Origin of the sequence: Paraburkholderia sp. (assembly GCF_036488795.1) — a bacterium.
Lineage (GTDB): Bacteria > Pseudomonadota > Gammaproteobacteria > Burkholderiales > Burkholderiaceae > Paraburkholderia.
The window spans coordinates 46,649-71,835 of the sequence record NZ_DASXHA010000169.1 but is presented as its reverse complement, the minus strand read 5'-3'; the positions used below and the strand labels follow the sequence as shown (position 1 = coordinate 71,835).

The following is a 25,187-nucleotide window of genomic DNA, read 5'->3' as shown; positions in this document are numbered from 1 at the left end:
GAGCGACGGGAGGAAGCGTGGCTACGGTCGAATACCAGTTCTTCACGATCTGGCGCATCGAGGCGCCGTTGCAGGCGGTATGGGCCGCGATCCACGACTCGCAGCACTGGCCCGAGTGGTGGAAGAACGTCGAAGGCGTCGCGCAGATCGAAGCGGGCACGAGCGACGGTTTGGGCGCCGTACAGCGCTATACGTGGAAAGGCTGGTTGCCGTACCGGCTGGTGTTCGACATGCGCGTCACGCGCATCGAGCCGCTGGTCGCCCTGGAAGGCGAGGCGACAGGTGACGTTGAAGGCATCGGACGCTGGCGCTTTTCGACGGATCGCAACGTGAGCGTGATCTGCTATGAGTGGCGTGTGCGCACGCGCCGCTCATGGATGAACGCGCTGGCGCCGCTTGCCAGGCCGTTCTTCCAGTGGAATCACGACACCGTGATGCGTGAAGGCGGGCTCGGGCTCGCGAGGCGGCTCGATGCGCGGTTGATCAGCATCGAGCATGGCTGAGGCGAGCGCGCCGCGATGCTGCGATTTACGTGGCGGGCCGATTGGCCGCTTTGCTCGCATCAGTGACGGCTGCAGGCGCGTCGGATGAGGCTTCAGCGTCGCCTGCGGCGCGATGCTCCGGCGAAGTCTTGTGATCGCCGTCGGGTTTTGCTTGCGGCACGTTCGCCGCGCTGTCCGCTTGCTCCGCAGCAACGGGGGCACCCGCGCCACCCGGTATCAACACCGTGCGCTGTGGATTGGCAATCTGGATGCCGCGCTGCTGGAACAGCTCGGCCACGCGCCGGTTGAACTCGCGCTGCACGCCCCAGCGTCCGCTGTCGCGGCACTGGATCTGTCCGGTCAGCGTAACCGACGCGCCGTCCACCGAATCGACACCCCAGAATGCGAAGTCGGACAGGATCGCGTCCTTGAATGCCGGATCGTCGCGCAGCGCCGTGCCGATCTCCTTGAGGGTCGCGGTGGCGCGCTCGACATCTTCGCCGTAAGGAATGCTGACCTTCACCGCCGCGTTGCCGAGCCCCCGGTTGGTGTTGTTGACCGTGGACACCGAACTGAACGGCACCGTGTACAGCGAGCCGTCGCCGCCGCGCAGACGCACCGTGCGGATGGACAGATATTCGACCGTGCCGGACACGCCCGCGAGCGTCACCCAGTCGCCCACCTGCATGGCGTTTTCCGTCAGCAGGAAGATGCCGGTGATGAAGTCCTGCACCAGCTTTTGCGAGCCGAAGCCGAGCGCGACGCCGAAGATGCTCGCGCCCGCCAGCAACGGTCCGATGTTCACGCCGAGTTCGCTCAACCCGGTCAGCACCACGATCAACGCGATGGCGATGAACAGCGCGCTGCGCAACATGGGCAGCAAGGTGCGCAGGCGGGCGGCACGGACCAGGTCGCCAGCCGTCGTCCATTGGTGCAGCCGCCGCTCGACGGTGACATTGGTGGCTTCCCATACGAATAGCGCGACTACCGCGGCGACTCCGATGGTGACGAGCGCGGAGGCGAGCCGGTGGCCGATGCTGCCGGCCTGGAACAGTACGCCCACATCCACGCCCCACACCTGCAACAGCAGCAGCATGGTCACCACGCCGATGACCCACGAGACGAGGCGACGCACAAGCGGGTAGTAGCGGTACGCGCGCTGATGAACCAGCGAGTCGCGCACCTGACCGTCCTGCGCGTTGAAGAGTTTTGCCAGCGCGCCGAACATCACGATGGCGACGACCCGCGCGGCGACCAGCACGCCAATTGAAATGCCGCCGAGATGCAGCAGCGTCTCATAGCCGTTGTGCACGTTGAGCGCCCACACGAACCACAACGCCATCACGATAAACACGGTGATCCACGCCCATGCATCGGCCAGTGCGCTGCCGAGCACCGAGAGCGAGCGGGTACGTTCGAAACGCTGACGGATGCGCGCGGCGACCGGCGCGCTGGACTGGAGAACAAGAATCGAGAGCATCACATGACCGACCAGCGCAATGACCTTCATCAAGGCGAGATTGGCCGCTTCGCTCAGTCCGACCGACACGGCAACCTGCGCGAGCGCGTCCCCGGCGCCGACCACGCTGACGATTGCGACGATCCAGCGCTGGGTAAACGCAGCCCAGGTATTGTTCATGCGCAGCAGCCGAAGCCGGGGCGCGTCCGGTTGCAGAAAGAAGTTGCCCAGGATCACGATCAGGCGATTGATCACGTAAATGTCGATGATTGCATCGAGGGCGCGGTCTTGCGGTGTGTCGTCGGTGGTCAGGATGGACATCAGCAGGCTGGCCGCGCCGATAAACACCAGCAGCGGCACGCAACGCACCAGCGTGCGCAAGATGGCGCGCGGCAGGCGGCGCAGCAACGACCAGTGATGCGCGGCATTGGCCTTGCCGGCCATGTCATTGGAGTGGGGCGCCGGGCTGGTTGCGGCGGCGGTGGCACTCGCGCCGGCGCCGGCGCTGGTGCTGGCAGTGGCGTCCGGGACGCTGCCTGCGGCCTGGTCGGGCGCCGGTTGCGCAAGCTCGGTAGGCTCACGCAGGTCCAGCAGATTCAGCGAATCGTTCGGGTCGTACGAGTCCTGGGCGCGGCGCTCGCCAAGGGCGATCACCGCCCGGCGCAGCAGACGGCGTGCCAGCCATTCGAGCACCCATGCCGGCACCAGCGCGCCCAGCAGCGTGAGCGCGACGCGCCGCAGCGTCGTGCGCCGCGCCGGGTCGTGCAGCAGATCGGCCCACCAGGCCCGCACCGACGACACATCCAGCAAGGCCGAAACGGTGCGCTCCAGCGTGATTCCCGTCTGGACCGCCCAATGCGCGCCCTGCCGGGCCAGTTGCGAGGCGAGTCCGTTGGACTGAAACGCAGTGTGCGCGGCCGCCGACGCGCCACTCGCCACCGCGGGCGCAGAGGCAGCGGTCGCGGCGGAAGCCGGCGGCGCTGCGAGCGCGCCGGCTGCGACGATAGCATGCAAGGTATCTTCGATCTGCGCGCGCTGCTGGGGATTGTTAAGGACTTCGAGCGCCTGGCGGGCTTGATCGGGCGTGAGTGTCACGGGGGCACTGGCAGGAGCTGTCGCCGTTGTCGTGGCGGCGAACGCCGGTGCGGCAAACAGGATCAGCAAGCAGACAAGGAGTATTTTGCGCATAGGGGATAACAGGGCGGTCGCGATGAAAGCGTCAGCTTCCGGACGGACGGGGCGGTGTAACGGGATAGATAACGGACCCGACCCCGCCCGCACAAGTTCCGCGCGCAACGGCGCAGAGGGGACCAGGCATTGTGCCACGAGCCGATCCGCTCACCTGGACCGCTGAATGGTTGCCGCGGCAAGCGCCGCGCCCGCCAGCGCGCAAACCGCCGAGACCAGCGCGACGGCGCGCAGCGCGGCGCCGAGCGCGTCGGCTTGTGCTGTGGCTTGTGTAGCGCCGGGCGCAGCTGCCGAGGCTGGCCGCGCGCCGCTCAGGGCTGCGGCTGATGCGGGTTGTGCCGCCGTATCGGACGCCGCCGGCGCCACTGGGGCAGCCAGCGTCGCCGCGTCCGGCCCCGCTAGCTGCCCCGCATGCCGGGTCTGCTGCGGCACGTGCAACTGATCCAGCCGAGCGGTCAGCGTCGCGTCATGGGTCCAGACGAAAACGATGCCCAGCACCGCAATCGCCAGCAGGCTCGCGACCCGTGCGACCGCGTTGTTGATCCCCGAGGCGACGCCGGTGCGATCGGCTGCAACCGCCGCCATCACCGTCGTGGTCAGCGGCGCGACCGTGATGGTCATGCCCAGCCCGAGGACGGCGATCGACGGAAAGAAGCCGCTCCAGTAAGCCCCTCGCACCCACGGCAAGGCGAGCATCGCAAAGCCGAGCGCGCTGACGACGGGTCCAGCCGTCAGCAGCGCCCGCGCGCCGTAACGGCTGGTCAGATTGCCGGTGAAGCGCGACAGCAAGCCGATGATCACCGGCAACGGCAGCAGCGACGCGCCGGCCTGCGTGGCGCTATAGCCATAGGCGCGGATCAGCGTGAACGGCAGAAAAAACAGCGCGCCGCCGAGGCCGAAGTACAGCAACAAGGTGACCAGATTGGCACCGACGAAGTCGCGCGAATGGAATACATCGAGCGGCATCATCGGGCTGCGGCTGTGTGCTTCGATCACGATGAACCCCGCCAGCACGAGCACCCCCGCGCCGATCAGGGCCAGTACACGCGTATCGGCAAGGCCGTGCGTGGACGCGAGCGTGAGCCCGTACGTCAGCGCACCGAGGCCCGCCGCGGCGGTGAGCGCGCCCGCCCAGTCGAGCTGCTCCGGTGCATCGGTCCTGTGACTGTCCGGCACCGACGCCAGCGCGAGCGCTACCGTCGCGCAGGCAATCGGCACATTGAGAAAAAAGATCGCGCGCCACGAAAACGTATCGACCAGCCAGCCGCCTGCCACCGGCCCCACCGCCGAGGTGATCGCGCCCACCCCGGCCCACGTGCCGATCGCCTTGCCGCGCTGGTTCGCGTCGAACACCGCGCCGATGATGGCCAGACTGCTGGGTACAAGGAGCGCAGCACCGATCCCCTGCACGGCGCGCGCGGCGATCAGCACGCCGGCGTTCGCAGCGAGCCCGCAGCCCACCGAGGCGAGCGTAAAGATGCCGATGCCCGTAATGAACACCGTGCGCCTGCCGAGCTTGTCGCCAAGCGATCCGCCCACCAGTACCAGCGCGCCGAGAAACAGCAGGTACGCGTTGACCACCCACTGGATGGCTGCGACGCCAGTACCCAGATCGGACTGGATGGCGGGCAGCGCGACGTTGACCACGGAACCGTCGATAAACGCCATGCTCGAAGCAAGGATGGTCGAAGCCAGCGCGAGCCGCTGGTGCCGGCAGGTGCGTTGCAGCGTGACTGGCTGCGCGGAGATTGCCAGTCCATCGCACGGGCTTGCCTGCGCGCCGAGGTGGCCCGCTTCGCGGGGTAGTGAAGGAAGCTCCTGAGCAGTCAAGCGCGCTCCTGGGTGAACGGTCTGCTAGCAGCATAGCAACGCGAAACGAGCGAAGCCAGATGGTTGGCCAACCGGCCAGGGCGACGGCAGCGGCCCCTGTCTGCCGGCGGGTCAGAGCGCAGCCAGGTAAGCGCTTATGCCGTCGCGGGGCCAGTTTCGTACATTGCGTCCTGTTGCGCGCGCATGCCATCATCGACGGGGACGCGTTCAACCGCGCAGCATTCGACAACCGGTTCGCAAAGCCGCCGCCCAGGTCGTGCGCGGCGGCGCTTCACAAAGGGAGAAGATGCACCATGGCCAAGAAGGCACCGCGTGACAATCCGGCTGACTCTTCTGAACAGACGGGGCAACCGCAAGCGTCTGACGAGGCGGGCATTCCGCCATGCGAGAACATTCCCGGCCAGATCGTTTTCGTGCTGCAAGGCGGTGGCGCGCTGGGCGCTTATCAGGCGGGCGTCTACGAAGCACTGCACGAGGCGCGGATCGATCCGGACTGGGTGATCGGCACCTCGATTGGCGCTGTCAACGGCGCCATCATCGCCGGCAATCCGCCCGAGGCGCGGCTCGCCAGGCTCAGGCAGTTCTGGGAGAAGGTCGCCTATCGCGGCACCGGCACCTCGGGCCTGCTGCCTGTGCTCGACGAATGGCTGCGCAATCTTTCCATCATGACGCGCGGCATTCCGGCCTTCTTCGCGCCGCGCCCCACCGCGCTGTTCGGCCTGAACGCCGCCGGAGAAGGGCCAGCGGCGTTCTACTCCACCGACCCGCTGCGCGACACGCTCCTGTCGCTGATCGATTTCGGCTATCTGAACAGCAAGGAAACGCGCCTGACGGTCGGCGCGGTGGGCGTCGGCAGCGGGCGGATGCGCTATTTCACCAATCGCGACGCGCCGCTCGACGTCGATCACGTGATGGCGTCCGCGGCATTTCCGCCGGGCTTTCCGGCGGTGCGGCTGGAAGGCGAAAGCTGGTGGGATGGCGGCATCTATTCGAATACACCGCTCGAAGCCGTGCTCGACGATTATCCGCGCCGCGACTCGGTGATCTTCGCCGTGCAGTTGTGGCCGGCACACGGACCGGAACCGAAATCGATCTTGCAGGCCATGAGCCGTCAGCGCGACATCCAGTATTCGAGCCGCAGCGAAAGTCATCTCGAGCGGCAGAAGCAGATTCACCGGCTACGGCATGTGATTCGCGAACTGGAGCAGTACATTGCGCAAGAACAACGCGATGACCCGACGGTCAGGGAGCTGCTCGGCTGGGGCTGCGGGACCACCATGCAGGTCATCGAACTGGATGCGCCGAGTCTCGACGGCGACGATCTGCACAAGGACATCGACTTTTCGGAAAGCGGCATCCGGCGACGTTGGGCCGCGGGCTATGAGAACACCAGACGGATGCTGGCGAAAGCGCCCTGGCGCGAGCCGCCGGATCCGATGGAGGGCCTCGCCGTGTATCGCAGCGATCCGCAGGCCGATCCAGCCGCGGGCTAGGGTACGGGCGGGTTTCAGGTCTGCGGCGGCGCGGCGGCAGGTGGGCTAGCCACCTCCGCGAGCCCTGGTCATTTTCAATGCCCCAACGCGCTCAGCGAAGGCAGCTCCCGCTCGCTCTCTTCGTCTTGTGGCGCCGCACCCGGGGCCGCCGGGCGTGGCGCGGCGGCCGGATCCTGATTGATGCGGTTGGCATGCATCAAACGGTAGAGCGTGGCCCGCGACACCCCCAGTTCGGCGGCGGTCTCGGTCAGCTTGTAGCCGTGCCGCTGCAAGGCGTGCTCGATCGCATCCTTTTCGGCTTTGCTGCGAATCTCCGCGAGTGTCACGGCCTGCGCATTCGACGATTGCGGCAGGCCCAGATCCGCCGACGTGATGAAGCGCCCCTCGCTCATCACGACCGCCCGGCGCACGCAGTTGATCAGTTCGCGCACATTGCCCGGCCAGGCATGGTTGGACATCGCCACCACCGCGTCGCTCGAAAAGCCGCGAATCTTGCGCGCGCCGTCCTGTCTGTACATGCTGAGCGCGTAGTTGGCGAGCAGCTTGATGTCGCCGCCACGCTCGCGCAGCGGAGGTTCATTGAGCCGCAGCACGCACAGGCGGTGATACAGGTCGGAGCGGAAGCGGCCGTCTTCGACGGCCTTTTCAAGGTCCACGTGGGTTGCCGAAATGACCCGCACGTCCACCTTGATGGTGGCGTTGCCGCCGAGCCGCTCGACCGTGCCTTCCTGCAGAAAACGCAGCAGCACGGCCTGGCACTCGTGAGGCATGTCGCCGATTTCATCCAGGAACAGAGTGCCCTCATGCGCACTTTCGATCCGGCCGATTTTGCGTTGCACCGCGCCCGTGAAGGCGCCGCGTTCGTGGCCGAACAGCTCGGCCTGCAGCAGCGTCGGCGGAATGGCTGCGCAGTTGATGGCAACAAACGCCTGCGCCGAGCGCGGCGAGCGCACGTGGATGGCGCGCGCGGTCAGTTCCTTGCCGGTACCCGATTCACCGGCGACGAACACCGGCGCGTCGGTCACCGCGCATTTGTCGATGTGACGATAGAGTTGCTGCATGGCTTCGCACTGACCGACCATCTCATGCCGGCCCAACGAAGGCTCCGGAGCGACGCGCGCCTTGCGCAGGTTCGACAGCCCATGTGCGTGGCCCAGCGCAAAGATGAGCCGCTCGTTCAGGCAGGGGCGCGTGACGAAGTCGAAACAGAAGTCGAGGATAAAGCGGCCGATCAGCTCATTGTCCGCCTGGCCCGGCGCAATCTGGGCGACCCAGTTGGTTTCGACCCGCCGCATGCAGGACTCGAGCGCAGACAGATGCTGCGACGTGCAATCTTCCGGCAAATCGATCAGCCCAACCTTGATGTTGTCCCGTTCGATCACGCGCTCGGCGAGCGCTGTGGTCTTTGCATGCACGACATGCCAGTCGCAGGCGGCCAGAAACTTCGCGAGCAGGTCGTCGGGCCTGGCGGAAACGTAGAGCACTGTGCGGTCCGTGTCTTGCGTTGTGCGAGTCGTATTCATGTTACCCCCGGTTTGATGCTGTATTCACGGTTGCCAGGTCATGCAAAGCATTCTTCAATGCATCGCGTCCAATCTCTGAACGGCTGATCGTGACGGGCCCGTTTGCACGAACCCGGAAATGACGTGCTGGTTTCGCCGACGTCGCTCAACAAGGCTGCGCTCGCAGCAACAGCGATGGCTGCATCCGGAGGAGCGGCATGTGCCAGTCACGATCAACGCGCGCGGCGAAACACACAGCATGCCGAATAATCTGTTCGTACGAACAATTATTTTTCATATCACTCCCCGGAGATGAGTCGGCGCGTAGTATTGCTGGCCAGTTTCCGGATATTGCGCTCTTATTCGGCGCATGGACAAAAGATAGATCAAAAGATTTGGGCTCGCCATAAGCGCAAATCTGGATACGGAAGCTCAGCCGGACCGTACGCCGCTCCCGAGCCTGTCCGCTCAAACCCCAGGCCCGGCGGGGCGCTGCGCTCCTGCGGCCAGGCCGCCACAGGTCGCATGGCGACAGCGGTGGCATCTGCGTGTGTCGATTCTGACGCATTATCGAACGCACTGGGGCCGAGAATTTTTCAGTAATTGTTAATTCCTTACTGAGCAGGTTTGACCGAAACAAGGGTTTTAATTTTCCCATTTCGGGCGTCACGGAATTGTTCGCGAAATGCGCAAACCTTTGCGCGATAAAAATTGCCGACGCATGCAGCTTCGGAAAGCAGGGACTTTGTCGATGAAGACACGCTCGAATTGACGTTTTGTGTTCCAGGAACCTGTGGATCAACGAGATTGACCTGCTCGGGATGCCAGCGACAGGGGCGACTGGCAGTGGCAAGCCTTACCCGGTTTGCTTCGGACAACTGGCGGATGAGGGCGGCTCCCATTTTGCCGGCATCGCGTGGCGCCTCCAGTCCGGTTTTTTTGACCGAAGAAGGCGCGTCTCACATTTGAGACAGTTTCGGCAGCGTGCGGTAGCGCACATTTCTGCCTTCGACTGCTTTCCGGACCAGCCGGGCTCGCATCCCGGAGAACCAAAACACCGTTCAGACCATATGCACATTGGCCCCGCGCCCGGCCGGCTGGCGCAAGCAAGGTTACGCACAAGCCGCTTTTCAGCGATCCACGGGTTTCGACTCAGACGCAGCATTGCAACAGTTTTTGCACGGCAGCGCCGGATGTTTGCGTCACGACGCCTCGGGCGCCTCTGCAGGCCAGCAACCACAAGAGGTTGTGGTCGGCTGGCACGTTCGTCGCTATATGTCTGCGGCGGGCAGCAATGCAGCGCGGCGCAAAAACAGGCAGCGCGGGGAAACGCAGGCAGCGCGGGGGCGCACAGGGAAGAAAAAAACAAACAAACGATCAAACCCTCACGGAAGGGTGCGACGGGGCCAACCGAGGATGTACGCGATGGGGCCAACAATGAAGATGAGCCTTCTCAGAAGGGCTTCGCAGCAAGGGTGTTGCAGGGTGAATTCAACAGCCGATCGGCAGGCAACTGGCAAGGGCGGGAGTCCCGCGCCAGGTGCAGACCGGTTGCATCAGTGCTTCGCGGGGACGGCGTGAGCCGTGTGGCAGACCGGATCAACACGGTCGCCCAGGGGGAACGAAGCAATTGATGGCAGCGCATTTCGACGCCGGCGTTGAGTCCCGCTTTGTTTGTGCTACGTCGTTTGTCCAATCTCAGATCCAGCCGAACCGGCGCCACCACTTTGCCGCGAATAGCGGCAGCAGCAGACACCCCAGGCCGTTATACCCTTTGACGTGGCCAACCGCCACGCGCGGTTTCGGGGTTCCGGCGCGCCGCGAATCGAGACCATGAAACGCGCCAACGATTCGATTCCGCCACTGCGCGTAACAACTGGGCAACGACTATGGCGCAACGCCCCATTCGCGGAAATATCGCTTCTCTTGTTCTAATCAAAGTGTCGCGATAGCAAACGTCAAGCTTGCCGATCGGTGCAGGGAGAAACGCAATAAACAGGCGTTTTTTACCGAAGCGGAGCGGAAAATAATTCGAAAAAAATGCGAAAGAAAAAGCGGGTCAATTGCCACGGCTGTAACAGGCCGCGTCGCCGCATGGCATGCGCCACCGCCGTTGCGGAGGGATAGCGGCCTGTACGCCGTTGATCACGCGTATTTAGAATCCATACGTCCGCGAATATCCGCTGGGTATAGGTTGCGCAGGATTCGCGAATAATAATCGCGGCCCACTTCACATCGATTTGACCGGATGTCGTGCCATCATGGAAGCGGCCATGGCCCATTTCAGACAACACCGTTTCAGATACTGTCGGTAAGACCATTGAGCGAACGGGCAGAACGCGTTTGCGAGGACATCATGTTGCCGGCGGCACGCGCACGCACGTCGATCCCCGTGCAACAGTCCGTCTGCGCGCGCCGGCCGACGGCATGAGCCGCATCTGAGACTTCAATGAAATTCAGACAAGGAGCAACAATGGGTTGGCGTGATCGTTTTGATTTCAAAGGGACCACGGGGCAAACCATCAGGCAGCCGGCTTTGCGCCGGACGGCGGCGATGCTGGCGGCATGCGCCGTGCTGGCCGCCTGCGGCACGACCGGTCAAACCGGGCGCGACGCCGCGGCAAACGCTGCCGCGGTTGCGCCGCTCGCGAAGGGCACTGTGATTCCGGTCGGCCAGGCGCCGGCCGGCCTCGATATCAGTGCCGACAGCAAGTGGCTCTATGCCACCAGCAACGGCGACGACACACTGTCGATCATCGATCTGACGAGTCGCAGCATCGCGCGCACGGTCGAGGGGCATCTCCCGGAGACTTCAGACGATTGCGCGGATAACTTCTGCCGCGGCATAGGCGCGATTGGTGTGGCCGTCGATGAGAACGGGCGGCGCGCGTATGTGACGTCGCTGCGTCCGGATGCGCTTGCCTTCGTCGATCTCCAGAAGGGGCGCATCGTGCGAGCGGCGCGGACCCAGCGCTTTCCGCAGAACGTCGTGCTGTCGCCGGACGGACGCCGCGCCTATGTGCTGAACGTGGTGTCGAACACGGTTTCCGTAGTCGATGCGAGCAATGGCCGCCCGCTTGGCCGCTACGCCCTGAAAGGCGGCGACGCGCACGATCGGCCGTTCGCACGTCCGGTCGGCATGGCGTTGTCGCCCGACGGCAAGCGCCTGTACGTAACGAACGGCGTGGCGGGCAGCATCGAAATATTCAACACGGTCAACCGCAGGCAGAGCGGCACGATCGGCTCGCCGGACGCGCTCGACCTGCTGGTCGATCCGCACTCCGGCAATCTGCTCGTGCTGCAGAAGGACGGCATGGTCGAATACGACGCGCAGACGCTGAAGCCCGTCAACACCTTGCATTTCTGCGGCACGCCAACGACTTACCACTTTGCACTGAGTCCGGACGGCAGCGCACTGGCGGTGGCGTTGGCGAAAGAGGGCGTGGTTGCGAGCGTCGCGCGCGACAGCGGTAAGGTGAACGGCGGCTACGCGAGCGGCGCTAACCCGGAGGCGCTGCGCTATACGCCGGATGGCGCCACCCTGGCTGTTTTGACGAACGGCGGAGTGGCACTCTTCGACGCGGCTGATCGCAGCGGCGCCGCGGCCTATGTGGCCGCGCACGGCGAACTGGTTTGCCCGGCGAAGGTGGTCAGCTGATCAAACGGCTGTCGTGAAGCGGGTTTCAGGTTGGCAGGGAAAACAGAACCCGCTCCGATGTACTTGCCGGAGCGGGTTGTTTGATGACTTTCAGGATGAAGCGGACTCAGCCGGCCATACCGACACGCCTGCCGGCGCAATCGAAAACCGGTGTTGCGTGCCTTGCCGCAGACGGTTGTCCTCGCTGGCCAGATCGAAACGCGCGGTGCCGATTTCGACGCGGATATAGCGCTCGCCACGACGCAATTCGATCGCATCGATGCTCCCGAGGTGCGGTCCCTCCGGCGCGGCCACCAGGGCATGCGACGAGACACGCCACATGACGCGGGTGCCCGCTTCGACGGAACGCTCGTGGGTCTCCAGCAGCAGCCCGGCACCGATTTCGAGCCGGCCCTGGGCGCGCATGATGCCTTCTCCCACATTGTGCAGACCGAGCAGTTCGGCGACCCGCAGCGTCGCCGGCCGCTCGTAGACTTCATCGATCGTGCCGGCCTGCAGCACGCGCCCCTGTTCTATGACGAGCACTTCGTCGGCGAGCAGGGCGGCTTCGTCGGGATCGTGGGTGACGAGAATCGTCACCGCGGCAATCTCGCGCTGCAACGCGCGCAACGACTGCTGCAGGCGACGGCGGCGCGGGGTATCGAGCGCGGCGAACGGTTCGTCGAACAGCAGAAGCTGACTATGACGTGTCAGCGCGCGCGCGAGCGCCACCCGCTGGCGCTGGCCGAACGACAGTTGATGCGGCAGCCGTCCGAGCAGCGCCGCAAGGCCCAGATGCTCCAGCCAGTAGCGGGCGCTGGCGGCGTCCGCATGCACCGGAAAGGCCAGTTGCTGGGCCACCGTCATATGCGGAAAGAGGCCGTAGTCTTGCGGCATATAGCCGATCTGACGTTGCTCCGGCTGCAGCGCGCTCAGGTCCGCCGTGCCCAGTTGCACGGTGCAGGTCTCGTTGGATTCGAGCCCGGCGATCAGCCGCAGCGCCAGCGATTTACCCGAACCCGACGGCCCGATGAAGGCGAGCCGCCGGCTGGCCGGCGTCCACGCAATGTCGAGATCGAAGCTGCCGAGGTGGCGCGTGAGATGGAAGGCCAGTCGCGCCGGCCCGGCGTCCGCGCGAGGCGCCTGGCCGGGGCTGGTGTCGGTCGCGTCATCGCCGTTTTCCAGCTGGTCCGCGCCGGTCTGACGCCGGCTGTACAGCGACAGCGCCGCGCAGACCACGGCAATTGCCAGCGTGGGCAGCAAGAGCGGCATCATCGCCGGCAATCCCTCGCCGCCGAACACCACATAGGTATAGACCGGCAGCGAATACGGGTGATACGCCACCATCACGGTCGCGCCGAATTCGCCGAACGCGCGCAACCACGCGAGCGCGAGCCCGGCGCGAATGGCCGGCCACGCAACCGGCAGCATCACCCGAAAGAAGCGGCTGCCCGCGTGATGGCCCAGGGTGGCCGCGACGTCGTCGAGGACCGGATCGACGGATGCAAAAGCGGACTTTGCCGCGATGATCAGGAACGGCGCCGCGACAAAGGTTTCTGCCAGTACGATGCCGGCGAACGAGTCGGTCAGCAGGCCGCTCGTGAAGCGGCCAACCCAGCTGTAGGGTCCGAGCAGAAACAGCAGCAGGATTCCGCTCGTCAGCGGCGGCAGCGCCAGCGGCAACTGCACCATGAAGCCGAGCAGCGCGACTTTGCGCGAATTCGAGCGGGCGAGGAAATAGCCGAGCGGCACGCCGCCCAGCAGGATCACGAGCGAGGCGACGCTGGCGCTGCCCGCGGAAACCGCCACCGCCGACCACGTGGCATGCCAGTCGACGTTGGCCCAGTCCGCCGCGCCGAGTTGCGGCACGCTGGCGAGAAACGGCGCGCACAGATACGCCGCAAGCAGGGCGGCCAGCCAGAAGAGCGGCCGTGCCGCCACTCGCTGCATAACTTTATTGCGCAGCGTCGATCACGGCCTGGACCGACGGCGGAATCGCCTGGCCATTACCGGTGACGGTGGGCTTGACGACATCCACGCCATGCTGCTTCAACAGCTCGCGGCCTTGAGCGCTCAACAGGAAGTTGACGAAGCGCGCCGCGCCCGCCGTGTTCGGGGCGTCATTGAGTATGGTCAGCGTGTAGCTGGCTTTGGCCGCCAGTTCCGGCGCCGGCTGCAGCGCGGGGATCTTCAGGTCCGAGGTTTCCGTGGAATAGAAAAAGCCGGCGTCGAGCTGGCCCGACTGCAGACGTCCGACCAGGGTTTCCTCAGGCAAAACCTGCTCCGGATTTTCCGGCGTGCCGAGCGTCTTTTCCACGAGGTCCGGCTGGTGATACAGATCGGCGGCCTTCGTCATCATTTCGACGGTGAATGCGCCCTTCGGGTCGAGCTTCGGATCGGTGCGGCCAATGCGGATGCCCGGTTCCTGCAAGACCTGATCCCAGCGTTTTTTCTTGAAGTCAGCCGCGAATCTGCTCCTCGGGTTGTAGCCGATCATCAGCGGCGATTCCGCGAAGGTCACATACCAGCTCACGTGGTCGCCGTTCTCGGCGCCCATCAGGCTCGGGTTGACCTTCGGGCTGGCGCTGATGAAGATGTCGCCACGGCGCAGTTTGCCTTTGATTTCGTTGGCGATCTTGTTCGAACCGGCCGCATAGCCGCGAAACTGCAGGCCGGTCGATTTCTCGAACGCGGGCCCGACGCTGCGCTCCATCAGGTTGACCAGTGAGCCGGCGTACAGCACGTTCACGGTATTGTCCTGCGCGAAGCTCGGGGTGGCAGCCGCCATGCCGGCGATTACCGTAATAGATGCGAGCAGCTTGCGAATCATGCCATTCCCTCTAGCGTTATAAAGAACGCTATATTACGACGCCGCCGCTCTGTATGGGGACACATTCCCCGCTGATAACGGGGATTACAGTACGGATACCGGATCGTCTCGTGATATATGAGAAGATACAACGGTAGATGGAAGCGGCCGCGTGTTGCAGTCGCCGTTTAGTGGCTGAGAGTGTTCAAGGCAGGAGGAAGCGCAAGCATGGAGATGATGACCCCAACCGTGGCTGCCGTGGAGCATGCCGTCGCCGCCGACTTCGTCCTGACGGGGCGGGTGCTGCGGCCGTTGTCGTTGTCGGTCGAGCAGTTGCGCACCTACGACAGCGTGCTGGGCAAGCCGTTCGACCTGCGCTGCTTTACCACCAACCGTTATATTCGCCGCGTCGAGCCCTACCGCGGTGTGCGTCTGACCGATCTGGTCGAGCAAGCAGGCTTGCGCAACGACGCGCCGGGCGATTTCAAGCGGATGGTCTTCGTCGCGGTTGCGCAGGACGGCTACGCGGTGAGCTTTTCGTGGCACGAACTGTTCAACACACCGGTGGGCGAACAGGTGCTGATTGCATATGAATGCGACGGTCAGCCGTTGAGCGTCGAAGATGGCGCGCCGGTTCTGTACTCGGGCGCGGACATCATGGCCGCGCCACGGCACCTCAAGCGGCTCGCGCGCGTGGTGGTGCACCTGCTGGGGCCCATGTAAGCGGCTCGCAAGACGGATCGGCGTGCGGGTCAGGCTGAAGCGGTAACATGAAGCCGTTTCCCGGGACTCTCACGCCATGTCTGACGACGCACTTTCCGCTTCATCGGCTCATGCGGCCGAACCTGCTCATGCTTGCGCCGCCCGAACTTCGCACTGGCTGACCCTCGCGCGCGACCCCGCCTGTTTCGACACCATTCTGTTTGCCAGACTCATCGCGGCGCGTGAGGTGCGGGGCGAAGAGTCCTTGCTCGGCTTGTCTGCGGCACAGTGGCGCGGACTCGTCAGCCGCCACTTCACGCACGAGCCGGCCGCGATGCCGTCAGTTGAGAGCGTCGCCATCGGCTTGAACACGGAACAGCATCTCGAGTTCGTGGCGAAGCTGCGCGAACTGATGCTGCAATACGCCAATCCGGCGGTGCCGCTCGACGATGCGCAGTGTCTCGCCAGCATCATCACGCATGCCTGCCTGCGGCCCGATCATCTGTGGCGCGACCTCGGGCTGTCCGGCCGCGACGATGTCTCGGCGATGCTCGACCGTTACTTCCCGACACTCGCGGCACTCAACGTGACCAACTTGCGCTGGAAACGGTTTTTGGCGCAGCAGCTTGCCTTGTCGCTGGGGCAAACGCCGGGTCCGGCGCCCGGCTGTCCCGGTTGCGAAGACTTCGGATTCTGCTTCCCCCCAGGTGCCTGACAGGCCCGCGCCGTCGCATTGATTGCGGTTCCCCCCAGTGCCGTTTCGAGGTGTGGTTCGTGTATGCTTTCGCGCATGGCCGAATCCGCTAAAACCCAATCCATCCCCGCGAAACCTGCGCCCGCCAGAGCGCGCAGCAAGGCGCTACCCGAGGCGAAAGCCGAGGCCGCTGCCGACGCACGTCCCGAGCCACGTTCCGACGTACGCCCCGAAGCGCGCTTCCGCATGCGCATTCGCAAGGGCGGCGTGGTGGCGCTCGGACCGGGCAAGGTCGAACTGCTCGAGGCGGTGCGGGAGCACGGCTCGATTTCGGCCGCGGCGCGCAGTCTCGATATGTCGTACCGCCGCGCATGGCTGCTGATCGACGAGCTGAATCAATCGTTGAAGTCGCCCGCCACGGTCTCGGAGCAGGGCGGACAAAGTGGCGGCGGATGCACGCTGACGCCGGTAGGCGAAAGCATCGTGCGGCTTTATCGTGATGTCGAAGTGCAGGCGCAAAAGGCCTGTGCCAAACAGATCGGCGAACTGATCCGCTTCATGCGGGCTTGATGTCCTGCCACGCGTTGCCGGTGCCGCCGCCGCGCGCTCCACAGCACCCTGGCAGAGCCGCCGCCTCACCCATGACGCAGACAAAAAGCTGACGCCCGCGGTGCGCTTTCCGGCGCCGTCCCGCCCGTTTGCAAACGCGTCATCAGATCGATGAAACTGGCGACGCTCGCAGTCCGCAACGGGTAATACTCCACCTGATGACGCTCGCACACGCGCTTGAGCATGTTCATCGAATCGTGGTCGATGCAATCCACCGGAAACACCACGAAGTCGGCGCCTGGGAGCGCGGCGGCCAGTAGACCTTTGCGATCTTCGAGACCGCCGTCGTGCACGATGAACTCGCCGCCCGCCGAGCTCACCAGCGCCTTGAGCGCCGCATTCGAGCCGGGCCGACCGCCCACGTAGACCACGCGCTTGCCCTGCACACCCGCGAGTTGCGCGCGACGCGCGCCGGGCTGATCCAGTGCATCCAGCGTCGCGCGCTCGAGCGCCTGACATTCCGATTGCACCACCCTCAGCAACGACAGCGCATGATCGCGGCTCTCACGCAGCGCGTCGACGGTGCCCTGTTCCTGCTGCAGGCGCTGTTCCGCGGCTTCACGACGGCTGGTATGCAGCGCCACACGCTGGTCCGCTTCCGTAAGTTTCCGTTGCAACGCCTGTACTTCGTCCGTTAGCGCGGCCGTGTCGGCGGACGGCTGCCGGCTTGCCTGCGCCGTCAGTCTGACGACCTGTTCGGTCAGCTGTTCGATGACTGTGTCGCGTTGCGCGCTGATTTCGCGCAGGCGGTTTTGTTGCCGCTCGACTTTGTCGCGCAGCGCCGCGTTCTCTTCCTCCAGCGCCACCAGCCGGCGAATGTCCGCGCGATTCGCCGCTCCGACCAGGTGCGACAGCATGTGCAATTCGCCGAACGCCGCCTGACGCACCGGCATGGTCGCGTAAGGATGCGTCATGAGCGCCCAGTACGCGGGCGGGATGTCGCCGTTCTTGAGCGATTCATTCCAGAGCGCAAGCAGGGCGTCTTCGTCGCGGGCCTGATCGAAACGGCGGATCGCGCCGGCATATCGTTCATCCAGCGCCTTATGCAGCGCTTTGCTGCCGGGGCCGCCGGCGATCGCCAGTTCGACCGCGGCATGATGAATTTCGAGGTCGCTCGCGTGCTGGCGATCCAGATCCGTGAATCTGGGCACCAGCTTGCGCAGCTCGTGGGTGCTCAGACAGGTGCCGATCACCGAGCAATGCAGATGCGGATCCAGTTCGGCAAGACGTGCGCGCCGCCTGCGCGCCTGCGTCAGTTGCTCGGCTGAGGGTGCGCAGCAGGCATCGGTCGCGCGCAGACGGCTGCCGGTCGCGTCGTCGTCGGAACGGCCGGCGCGGGAGGTTTGAGCGAGGCGAAATGGGGGAGCATGCATGATGACCTCAAGTCCGGTTCCGGTGACATCGCTCGCGGGCTACATTGCATGGCGGATCTCGAGCCTGTCACCATCGATCTCTGCACCGAAATATATCATTGAATATAGCGGTGATCGGGCGACGGGAAAGCCTGGTGGCGCCTCCTCACGGGTGTACTGAGCGATGCCTGGGTGATGCCTTCAGTGTTCGGCGTGCAACGCGAGCGATGCACGCGCGTGTTGTTCCATCACATGTTCGACGCACAAGCCCACAAAGGTTGCGTCGAGCCGCTCCAGTTCGATGGCGGCTTTGCGCAGCGCCGCCGGGTCGTTGCTGTCAGCGTCCGAGAAAATGGTGTCGCGCAGCTGTTCCGCGCCGCGCGCGTCTTCGATGGCGGCGCGCAGTTCATGAGAGCGGCGGAAACCCGCGGCTTTGCCTTGGACGGCGAGCATCGACAGCAGCTGGTTCAGCGGATGCGACCCGGGCATGCCGACTGAGGCGAGCGTGCCCTGGCCGTCGGCGAACATCAGAACGAAGCGTTGCACGCTGCCGTAAAGGCGTCTGAAAGCATCGACGACATCGCGGATCTGCTCGGCCCGTGCGCGATCAGGCGCGGATTTCAATGCCGTGATCGACATCGAAAGGTCTTTCGCCGGCCGGCGGTGCGGCTGCGATGCTTTGGCTAATGGTGGTCGACTGCGCGTCAATCTGGGCTCCATCCTGTTGCCTGAGTGCCTGGGTTGCCTGTTGCGATTCGAGGTGGGTGGTTCGTCGACAGCGGTGCCATGCTGCGCAGCGTTTCGCAGACGACAGCGCGCCTCGCGTGCTCCATCCGGTCGCTACCGTGATATTCGGTAGGATATAACGAAAGGCGCCGATGGTGTTGCTGTTGAGCGCGTCAGATGGCGGCGGAACGCCGCTTTGCGGCGGCGCTATCTGTCTTCGCGTACTCCAGAAAGGCCCGCACGGCCGGGGCGCGCTCGTATTGCCGATAGGCGAGAGCGATTTCCGAAGGAATCGGTTTGCCGGTGATGGGCCGGTATTCGACGCCGGGCAAGCTCAGGCAGTCGACCAGCGTCTGCGGCACGACCGCGACGTAGTCGCCTAGCGACACACACGCCACGACCGCCGTGAGAGTGCCGGGCTGAGGTCCGAGTCTGGGCGAAAAGTGCCCGCGCCGGGCGAGTTCGAACGTGCCGGCTTCCTGTTCCGGCAGCACGAAGCATTGATCGCGCAATTGCCCGGGCGACACGACCGGCGACGCGGCCAGTTCGGAGTCCGCCGGCAGCGCGACGACGAAGCTGTCCTCATATACCGTGGTCGCCTGAATGCCTTCGAGAAACTGCATCGGCGGACGCACGTAGGCGGCGTCGAGCTGGCCGTCGCTGAGCATGGCGGGCACGCGGTCCATCGGCACTTCGCGGATGGTGATTTCAATGCGCGGATGCGCCTTGCGAAACCCGCCCACCGCATGCCGCAGCACGCCGGCGAAGGCCGCCGAGCCCACATAACCGACCTCGACGCGGCCGAGTTCACCGCGCTCGGCGAGCAGGGCGCGCTCCGCGCCGCGGGCGAGCTGGTCGAACACCGGCGTGACTTCGGCGAGATACGCTGCGCCGGCAGCGGTCAGCGCCACCGAGCGCTTCGTGCGGTGAAACAGCCGCACCCCGAGGAGCCGCTCCGCTTCCTGTATCTGCTTGGTCAGCGACGGTGCGGCGATCTCAAGCTCCTCAGCCGCATGCGAGAAATGCAGATGTTTCGCCACACAGACGATGCAGCGAAGGTGACGCAGCTCGAGCTGTCGCATGGTTCCAGTATTTCGATTTCAGTTAATTATTCTGTCATTCTATGATAATGACAGGAAATAGACACGGCGCTACGATCGGACGGTCCCTTTTTCTCCCTTTTTTCCCTTTTCCTGTCCGGTTACCTGCCTCCATGTCCCAGATTCGTGGTGAACCCGCCTCACAAACGACCGGCGCGCCCGCGCAGAGCCGCGACGTCAATCCAGGCTTCGTACTGGCGACTGCATCGGCGACCTGCGCGCTGATCATCCTCGACACCAATGTCGTCGCGGTGTCGTTGCCGTCCATTGCCCGCACGTTTCATGCGAGCTTTGCCGACGTCGAGTGGGTCGTCAGCGCCTATATGGTCGCGTTCGCGTCATGCCTGCTGCCGGCCGGCGGCATGGCCGACCGCTTCGGCCGCAAGCGTATGCTGCTGCTCGGTCTGGCGGTGTTCTTTCTGGCTTCGCTGGGATGTGGGCTCGCGCCGTCCGCGTCGCTTCTGAATATCGCCCGCGCAGTGAAAGGCGTGGGCGCGGCGATGTTGCTGACCTCGGCGCTCGCCGTGATCGCCAATACCTTCCACGAAGGCCCCGAGCGGGTGCGCGCGTGGGCCGTGTGGGGCACCTGCATGGGGCTCGCCACCACGGTCGCGCCGCTGGTGGGCGGCGTCATCACGCAATGGCTGGGCTGGCGCTGGATTTTTCTGCTCAATCTGCCCATTTGTGCGGTGCTGGCGTGGTGCGCGTTTCGTTCGATCCGCGAGTCGCGCAATCCGGAAGCCGGACCCATCGACGCGGCAGGCAGCGCGCTGTTCGGCCTCGCGCTTGCGCTCGCCATCTGGGCGCTGATCGAGGCGCCTGCGGTGGGCTGGGCGAGTTGGGCGACGGGCGCGCGTTTGTGCGCCGCCGCGCTGCTGCTGGTCGGGTTCATCCAGGTACAACGCGTGCGCCGCCATGCAATGGTCGATCTGACGCTGTTCCGCCAGCCGCGCTTCGTCGCCGCGGTGTTGGCCATGTTCGGTTACGCCGCGTGTGCCCAGGTGATGATGACCTTCCTGCCGCTTTATCTGCAGAACGCTTTCGGGCTGCCGGCGGTCGAGGCCGGCCTCGGCATGCTGCCGTTTGCGCTTGCGATGGTGGTCGGTCCGTACGTCGGCGCGGCGTTGTCGAAGCGTCTGTCGGGCATGACGTTGCTGAGCACGGGGCTGCTGCTGATCGGCGCCGGCAATGTGCTGACGGCGCTGGTGGCCGGCGAGGCGCGTTATGCGTGGGTGGCCGTCGGCATGGTGATCACGGGGCTGGGCGCCGGCGTGCTCAACGGCGATACGCAGAAGGCCATCATGGCCTGCGTGCCGCCCAACCGCACGGGGATGGCGTCCGGCATCAGCACGACCACGCGCTTTACTGCAATCGTCAGCTCGGTTGGCGTGCTCGGCGCAGTACTGGCCGCGCACACGCAGCGCGCGTTTTTCGCGCGGCCCGAGGTGACGCCGGCCGTTCGAGGCGAGCTCGATGCAGGCTTCATGTCGAGCGTGCTCGCTGGCGATATTTCGCAAGCCACCGAGCATATGCCGGCGGCGTTGCGCGCCTCGCTGGCGAGCGCGGCGCACGCGAGCTTCGCGAGCGGCTTTGCGTCGGCGCTATATCTGGCAGCGCTTGCAGCGGTGCTCATTGGTGTGGCGGTGCGGGTGCTGGGCAACTATCAGGCTGCGGTGCGCGTGAGCGGCACGGCGCTGGATTGACGAGCCTCGTCGTGATCCCCCAGGTTGGGCAATTTCCGATATTGTGGCGCTTGATTTGCACACTGCAATCTCCTCCAGACTCCACAAGCCGCTCAAGACGGGACAAGACCAACAATGAGTCATGCCAACGCCGAGTTGATCCAACGTTTCTACGAGGCTTTCCAGAAGCTCGACGCCGAAGCGATGGCCGCCTGCTACGCGGACGACGTCGTGTTCAGCGATCCCGTCTTCGGCGAGCTGCGCGGCGAAGCCGCGCGTGACATGTGGCGCATGCTGACCTCGCGGGCCCAGGATTTTTCGCTGACGTTCGCGGAGGTCGAGGCGAACGAGGGCCTTGGCAGCGCGCGCTGGGTCGCGCGTTATCTGTTCAGTCAAACGGGTCGCAGCGTGGTCAACCGGATTCATGCGCAATTCGTGTTCCGTGACGGACGGATCGTCGAGCATCGCGATACCTTCGATCTATGGCGCTGGGCGCGCCAGGCACTCGGTGTGAAAGGCGCACTGCTGGGCTGGACGCCGTTCGTGCAGGGTGCCATCCGGGCGCAGGCGCGAAGGGGTCTGGACGCGTATCGCGCGAAGCGGGTCTAGATTCAACACGTGCAGCCACAGTTGCGTAGTTCCACTTCGAAACGCCGGCAAAGGCGTACCACTTGCACGAAAATGGCCGGATGAGGCAGTATTTCTCCGGCACCTGAATCGTGCGCGGTTGCGCGCAGCCCGCGCGCGGAGCGAGCAAAAACGAAGGGGACAAGCACCGATGCCTGTGATGGACGCGGCCTGGGAAGATTGGCTGGCCACCAATGTCAAGCGCGGCTGTACCGTGGACTCCATGGTGGACGCCATGGTGCAGGCCGGTTTTGATTCGCTTGCGGCGAGTGCTGCCGTTCAGCGAGCCGTCAGCGCAACCAGCGCAACCAGCGCAGGCGCGGCGGGCGAGCCGGCTGCTGCTCACGTCCCCGTTTCAACCCACGCAGATGGCGGCACGCAAGCCAGCCCGCGCAAGATCGCGCAAGGCGAGTACCGGTACGACGCGTCACCCATCGCAAAGGGTAACCTGATCCACGCCTTTGATCGCCACGTCAAGGTGTTGATGCGCTGCGAGCGTCCGCAAGTCGTCGTTTTCGGCGACGTGCTTTCGCCCGACGAGTGCAGCGAGATGATCGAACGGTCGCGACACCGTCTGAAGCGCTCGACTACCGTTAATCCGGCCACGGGCCAGGAGGACGTGATCCGCAACCGGACCAGCGAAGGCATCTGGTTTCAGCGCGGCGAGGACGCTTTCATCGAGCGGCTCGACCAGCGCATCGCCGGCCTGATGAACTGGCCGCTCGAAAACGGCGAAGGGCTGCAGATCCTGCACTACGGCACCCGTGGTGAATACCGTCCGCACTTCGATTATTTTCCGCCGGACCAACCAGGCAGCGCGGTGCATACCTCACGCGGCGGCCAGCGCGTGGCGACGCTGATCGTCTATCTCAACGACGTGCCGGATGGCGGCGAGACGATCTTTCCGGAGGCGGGGTTGTCGGTGGCGGGCAAACAGGGCGGCGCGGTGTATTTCCGCTATATGAACGGCCTGCGGCAACTCGATCCGTTGACCCTGCATGGCGGCGCGCCCGTGCGTGGCGGCGACAAATGGATCATGACCAAGTGGATGCGCGAACACGCTTACATCTGAGACGCATGGCGTACCGGGGTATCGCCTGAAAGCAGCGCGCCCGGTTGAGGCACCTGCATCTGCAGGGCCGCACCGGGCGCGGTTCACATCACGCAAGCGCGAAAGCTTTAAAGCGCGGCATCAGCCCGCTTGCAGCGCTTCGTTCCGGGTGCCACTTTCACCCGCCTCACGCAACACGGCATCGAAGAAATGCGCTTGCGCGTGTGCATCCGAGCGCGCGTAGGCACGGTTGATACCGCTGATCACCGCGCGGATCGACGCCGTAATCAGATTTGCGTCGATGCCCACGCCGAACGCGCTGCCCACTACCTGCGCGCCCGCCATCTCCGCTATCGCGATGGCCTTCGCGTCGGCGCCCTGGGTGAGCGCCCGTTCCTCGTAGTGCTGGATCCGCACCGGCGTGCGCAACGCGTGCACCAGCGCGTCGAGCGGGCCGTTGCCCTCGCCCGCCAGCACGGCGCGCTTGCCGGCAATCTCCACGGTCAGCCTGATGCGTTCGCGGCCGCTATCCTCGGACAGCGTATGGCCGATGTAGCGCACCGGCGCTGCATTACGCACATACTCATCCTGGAACACTTCCCAGATCTTCTGCGCGCTGACTTCCTGGCCGCTGTCATCGGTCAGGCGCTGCACGGCTGAACTGAAGTCCACCTGCAGACGACGCGGCAACACCACGCCATGCGTCTGTTCCAGCAGATAGGCGATGCCGCCTTTGCCCGACTGGCTGTTGACGCGAATGATCGAATCGTAGGTACGGCCGAGATCGCGCGGATCGATCGGCAGATACGGCATTTCCCACAGCGCGTCGTCCTTTTGCACTGCGAAGCCTTTCTTGATCGCATCCTGATGCGAGCCCGAGAATGCCGTGAAAACCAGGTCGCCCACATACGGATGGCGCGGGTGCACCGGCAGTTGCGTACATTCTTCGGCGGTGCGCGCGACTTCGTTGATATGCGAGAAGTCGAGGCCCGGATCGACGCCTTGCGTGTACAGGTTCAGCGCGAGCGTGACGAGGTCGACGTTGCCGGTGCGTTCGCCATTACCGAACAGACATCCTTCGACGCGGTCTGCGCCTGCCATCACGGCGAGTTCCGCCGCGGCGACAGCCGTGCCGCGGTCGTTGTGCGGATGCACGGACAGCACCAGCGAATCGCGTCGCGCGAGGTTACGGTGCATCCATTCAATCTGGTCCGCATAGAAATTCGGCGTACCGACTTCAACCGTGGCCGGCAGATTGACGATTGCCTTGTGCTCGGGCGTCGGTTGCCAGACATCGAAGACGGCATCGCAAACTTCCCTGGCGAAATCGAGTTCCGTCGCAGTGAAGGTTTCCGGGCTGTATTGCAGCGTGAACGCCGTGTCGGGGTTTGCTTCGACGAGCCGCTGCATCGTGCGTGCTGCATTGACGGCCAGTTGCTTGACGCCGTCGCGTTCGAGCCCGAAGACGATCTTGCGGAATTCCGGCGCCGTCGCGTTGTACAGATGGACGATCGCGCGCGGCACACCCCGCAGCGATTCGAAGGTGCGTTCGATCAGATCGTCGCGCGCCTGGGTCAGCACTTCGATCGTGACGTCGTCGGGAATATGGCCGCCTTCGATCAGCTCGCGCACGAAGTTGAAATCGGTTTCCGAGGCCGACGGGAAGGCGACTTCGATCTCCTTGAAACCAATCTGCACCAGCGTCTTGAACATGCGCATCTTGCGCTGCGCGTTCATCGGCTCGAACAGTGCCTGGTTGCCGTCGCGCAAGTCGGTGCTCATCCAGATCGGCGCGTGCGTGATGGTACGTGAGGGCCAGCTGCGCTCAGGCAGATTGACGGGCGTAAAAGGGCGGTACTTGGCGGCGGGATTTTTCAGCATGATGGGCTCGTGAGTTCGAAAAGACAGGATGGCGTCGAGGCGCAGACGTGCAACGCCGGGCGTCGCCATGCGCGATGGCGAAATGAGCGCGGAATTGCGCACGACAACAAGGTTGACGTCGGGGACGCCTGGTAAAACAAAGCAGGAATTCTGAGGTGGTTCATCAGCCCGTTGCCCGGTGAGCAATCCATGGAGCGTGAAAGAAACGAGACGAAGCACGGCCGCCGGTGGGCAACCGGGGCAAGGTCAGCAAAATTTGGGAATGACTTGCGCTTCGGACGCGTTAGATGCGGGAAGCGCGTAGCAGCAGACCTAGCCCGGTAGAGCGGGCTAGTAGTAGGAGGGATAGCAGGGTCTGTGCGG

General features: G+C 64.6%; 20 protein-coding genes. 9 read left to right on the top strand and 11 right to left on the bottom strand.

All coding sequences use genetic code 11. The features are described from left to right. Positions 1–17 precede the first annotated feature (17 nt). Positions 18–503: an SRPBCC family protein gene (locus tag VGH41_RS24510; protein WP_331600246.1), complete on the top strand. Its 486-nt coding sequence runs from the start codon at positions 18–20 to the stop codon at positions 501–503. A gap of 25 nt (positions 504–528) precedes the next feature. On the opposite strand, the gene VGH41_RS24505 is transcribed toward VGH41_RS24510, so the two are convergent. After that, positions 529–3,129: a mechanosensitive ion channel family protein gene (locus VGH41_RS24505; protein WP_331600245.1), complete on the bottom strand. Its 2,601-nt coding sequence runs from the start codon at positions 3,127–3,129 to the stop codon at positions 529–531. 150 nt (positions 3,130–3,279) lie between these two features. After that, positions 3,280–4,959, bottom strand: a complete 1,680-nt coding sequence (locus VGH41_RS24500) for an MFS transporter (RefSeq protein WP_331600244.1) — start codon at positions 4,957–4,959, stop codon at positions 3,280–3,282. A gap of 293 nt (positions 4,960–5,252) precedes the next feature. Here VGH41_RS24500 and VGH41_RS24495 point away from each other — a divergent pair, with 293 nt between their 5' ends. Then, positions 5,253–6,452, top strand: coding sequence for a patatin-like phospholipase family protein (locus tag VGH41_RS24495; RefSeq protein WP_331600243.1), 1,200 nt, complete (start codon positions 5,253–5,255; stop codon positions 6,450–6,452). 74 nt (positions 6,453–6,526) lie between these two features. Here VGH41_RS24495 and VGH41_RS24490 read toward each other — a convergent pair whose 3' ends face one another. The 3 genes from VGH41_RS24490 to VGH41_RS24480 all read right to left on the bottom strand — a co-directional run bounded on the left by VGH41_RS24490 (position 6,527) and on the right by VGH41_RS24480 (position 10,275). After that, positions 6,527–7,975, bottom strand: a complete 1,449-nt coding sequence (locus tag VGH41_RS24490; protein WP_331600242.1) for a sigma-54 dependent transcriptional regulator — start codon at positions 7,973–7,975, stop codon at positions 6,527–6,529. 593 nt (positions 7,976–8,568) lie between these two features. Further along, positions 8,569–8,856 carry a hypothetical protein gene (locus tag VGH41_RS24485; protein ID WP_331600241.1) on the bottom strand — a complete coding sequence of 96 codons (288 nt, stop codon included), beginning with the start codon at positions 8,854–8,856 and terminating at the stop codon, positions 8,569–8,571. 1,104 nt (positions 8,857–9,960) lie between these two features. Continuing rightward, positions 9,961–10,275 (bottom strand): hypothetical protein, encoded by a 315-nt coding sequence (locus tag VGH41_RS24480; RefSeq protein WP_331600240.1) that lies wholly within the window; start codon positions 10,273–10,275, stop codon positions 9,961–9,963. A 152-nt stretch (positions 10,276–10,427) separates the two neighbouring features. On the opposite strand from VGH41_RS24480, the gene VGH41_RS24475 reads away from it, so the two are divergent. Further along, complete coding sequence (locus tag VGH41_RS24475; protein WP_331600239.1) at positions 10,428–11,612, top strand: hypothetical protein; 1,185 nt, start codon at positions 10,428–10,430, stop codon at positions 11,610–11,612. A 90-nt stretch (positions 11,613–11,702) separates the two neighbouring features. On the opposite strand, the gene VGH41_RS24470 is transcribed toward VGH41_RS24475, so the two are convergent. Further along, positions 11,703–13,541 (bottom strand): ATP-binding cassette domain-containing protein, encoded by a 1,839-nt coding sequence (locus VGH41_RS24470; protein ID WP_331600238.1) that lies wholly within the window; start codon positions 13,539–13,541, stop codon positions 11,703–11,705. Positions 13,542–13,545: 4 nt separating this feature from the next. Continuing rightward, complete coding sequence (locus VGH41_RS24465; RefSeq protein ID WP_331600237.1) at positions 13,546–14,421, bottom strand: extracellular solute-binding protein; 876 nt, start codon at positions 14,419–14,421, stop codon at positions 13,546–13,548. Positions 14,422–14,628: 207 nt separating this feature from the next. Here VGH41_RS24465 and VGH41_RS24460 point away from each other — a divergent pair, with 207 nt between their 5' ends. The 3 genes from VGH41_RS24460 (at position 14,629) to VGH41_RS24450 (ending at position 16,366) form a co-directional block, all read left to right on the top strand. Next, positions 14,629–15,123 carry a molybdopterin-dependent oxidoreductase gene (locus tag VGH41_RS24460; RefSeq protein WP_331600236.1) on the top strand — a complete coding sequence of 165 codons (495 nt, stop codon included), beginning with the start codon at positions 14,629–14,631 and terminating at the stop codon, positions 15,121–15,123. 76 nt (positions 15,124–15,199) lie between these two features. Further along, the gene (locus VGH41_RS24455; protein ID WP_331600235.1) at positions 15,200–15,817 is read left to right on the top strand and encodes a nitrogen fixation protein NifQ; all 618 of its coding nucleotides are present in this window, start codon (positions 15,200–15,202) and stop codon (positions 15,815–15,817) included. A 75-nt stretch (positions 15,818–15,892) separates the two neighbouring features. Beyond that, entirely contained in the window at positions 15,893–16,366 is a 474-nt protein-coding gene (locus VGH41_RS24450) for a winged helix-turn-helix domain-containing protein (RefSeq protein WP_331600234.1), read from the top strand. A gap of 65 nt (positions 16,367–16,431) precedes the next feature. On the opposite strand, the gene VGH41_RS24445 is transcribed toward VGH41_RS24450, so the two are convergent. From VGH41_RS24445 to VGH41_RS24435, 3 genes are all read right to left on the bottom strand, one after another. After that, positions 16,432–17,778: a DUF2325 domain-containing protein gene (locus tag VGH41_RS24445; RefSeq protein WP_331600233.1), complete on the bottom strand. Its 1,347-nt coding sequence runs from the start codon at positions 17,776–17,778 to the stop codon at positions 16,432–16,434. A gap of 180 nt (positions 17,779–17,958) precedes the next feature. Continuing rightward, on the bottom strand, positions 17,959–18,396 hold the full coding sequence (locus VGH41_RS24440; protein ID WP_331600232.1) for a hypothetical protein: 438 nt from the start codon (positions 18,394–18,396) through the stop codon (positions 17,959–17,961). Positions 18,397–18,656: 260 nt separating this feature from the next. Next, positions 18,657–19,565, bottom strand: a complete 909-nt coding sequence (locus VGH41_RS24435; RefSeq protein WP_331600231.1) for a LysR family transcriptional regulator — start codon at positions 19,563–19,565, stop codon at positions 18,657–18,659. A gap of 131 nt (positions 19,566–19,696) precedes the next feature. Between VGH41_RS24435 and VGH41_RS24430 the strand changes: the two genes are divergently transcribed. The 3 genes from VGH41_RS24430 to VGH41_RS24420 all read left to right on the top strand — a co-directional run bounded on the left by VGH41_RS24430 (position 19,697) and on the right by VGH41_RS24420 (position 22,964). Further along, a complete protein-coding gene (locus VGH41_RS24430) occupies positions 19,697–21,286 on the top strand; it encodes an MFS transporter (RefSeq protein ID WP_331600230.1) in 1,590 nt (529 codons plus the stop codon). Positions 21,287–21,400: 114 nt separating this feature from the next. After that, a complete protein-coding gene (locus VGH41_RS24425; RefSeq protein WP_331600229.1) occupies positions 21,401–21,874 on the top strand; it encodes a nuclear transport factor 2 family protein in 474 nt (157 codons plus the stop codon). Between the two features lie 169 nt (positions 21,875–22,043). Next, entirely contained in the window at positions 22,044–22,964 is a 921-nt protein-coding gene (locus VGH41_RS24420) for a 2OG-Fe(II) oxygenase (RefSeq protein ID WP_331600228.1), read from the top strand. Positions 22,965–23,084: 120 nt separating this feature from the next. Here VGH41_RS24420 and leuA read toward each other — a convergent pair whose 3' ends face one another. Then, positions 23,085–24,824, bottom strand: a complete 1,740-nt coding sequence (gene leuA, locus VGH41_RS24415) for a 2-isopropylmalate synthase (protein WP_331600227.1) — start codon at positions 24,822–24,824, stop codon at positions 23,085–23,087. Positions 24,825–25,187 lie beyond the last annotated feature (363 nt).

What these genes read in the sequence shown, in the direction of transcription:
- VGH41_RS24470 (WP_331600238.1), bottom strand. Translation starts at nt 13,541, where the DNA reads ATGCAGCGAGTGGCGGCACGGCCGCTCTTCTGGCTGGCCGCCCTGCTT.
- VGH41_RS24460 (WP_331600236.1), top strand. Translation starts at nt 14,629, where the DNA reads ATGGAGATGATGACCCCAACCGTGGCTGCCGTGGAGCATGCCGTCGCC.
- VGH41_RS24440 (WP_331600232.1), bottom strand. Translation starts at nt 18,396, where the DNA reads ATGTCGATCACGGCATTGAAATCCGCGCCTGATCGCGCACGGGCCGAG.
- VGH41_RS24455 (WP_331600235.1), top strand. Translation starts at nt 15,200, where the DNA reads ATGTCTGACGACGCACTTTCCGCTTCATCGGCTCATGCGGCCGAACCT.
- VGH41_RS24465 (WP_331600237.1), bottom strand. Translation starts at nt 14,421, where the DNA reads ATGATTCGCAAGCTGCTCGCATCTATTACGGTAATCGCCGGCATGGCG.
- VGH41_RS24485 (WP_331600241.1), bottom strand. Translation starts at nt 8,856, where the DNA reads ATGGGAGCCGCCCTCATCCGCCAGTTGTCCGAAGCAAACCGGGTAAGG.
- VGH41_RS24425 (WP_331600229.1), top strand. Translation starts at nt 21,401, where the DNA reads ATGAGTCATGCCAACGCCGAGTTGATCCAACGTTTCTACGAGGCTTTC.
- VGH41_RS24420 (WP_331600228.1), top strand. Translation starts at nt 22,044, where the DNA reads ATGCCTGTGATGGACGCGGCCTGGGAAGATTGGCTGGCCACCAATGTC.
- VGH41_RS24430 (WP_331600230.1), top strand. Translation starts at nt 19,697, where the DNA reads ATGTCCCAGATTCGTGGTGAACCCGCCTCACAAACGACCGGCGCGCCC.
- VGH41_RS24435 (WP_331600231.1), bottom strand. Translation starts at nt 19,565, where the DNA reads ATGCGACAGCTCGAGCTGCGTCACCTTCGCTGCATCGTCTGTGTGGCG.
- VGH41_RS24505 (WP_331600245.1), bottom strand. Translation starts at nt 3,129, where the DNA reads ATGCGCAAAATACTCCTTGTCTGCTTGCTGATCCTGTTTGCCGCACCG.
- VGH41_RS24495 (WP_331600243.1), top strand. Translation starts at nt 5,253, where the DNA reads ATGGCCAAGAAGGCACCGCGTGACAATCCGGCTGACTCTTCTGAACAG.
- leuA (WP_331600227.1), bottom strand. Translation starts at nt 24,824, where the DNA reads ATGCTGAAAAATCCCGCCGCCAAGTACCGCCCTTTTACGCCCGTCAAT.
- VGH41_RS24450 (WP_331600234.1), top strand. Translation starts at nt 15,893, where the DNA reads ATGGCCGAATCCGCTAAAACCCAATCCATCCCCGCGAAACCTGCGCCC.
- VGH41_RS24475 (WP_331600239.1), top strand. Translation starts at nt 10,428, where the DNA reads ATGGGTTGGCGTGATCGTTTTGATTTCAAAGGGACCACGGGGCAAACC.
- VGH41_RS24480 (WP_331600240.1), bottom strand. Translation starts at nt 10,275, where the DNA reads ATGGTCTTACCGACAGTATCTGAAACGGTGTTGTCTGAAATGGGCCAT.
- VGH41_RS24445 (WP_331600233.1), bottom strand. Translation starts at nt 17,778, where the DNA reads ATGCATGCTCCCCCATTTCGCCTCGCTCAAACCTCCCGCGCCGGCCGT.
- VGH41_RS24490 (WP_331600242.1), bottom strand. Translation starts at nt 7,975, where the DNA reads ATGAATACGACTCGCACAACGCAAGACACGGACCGCACAGTGCTCTAC.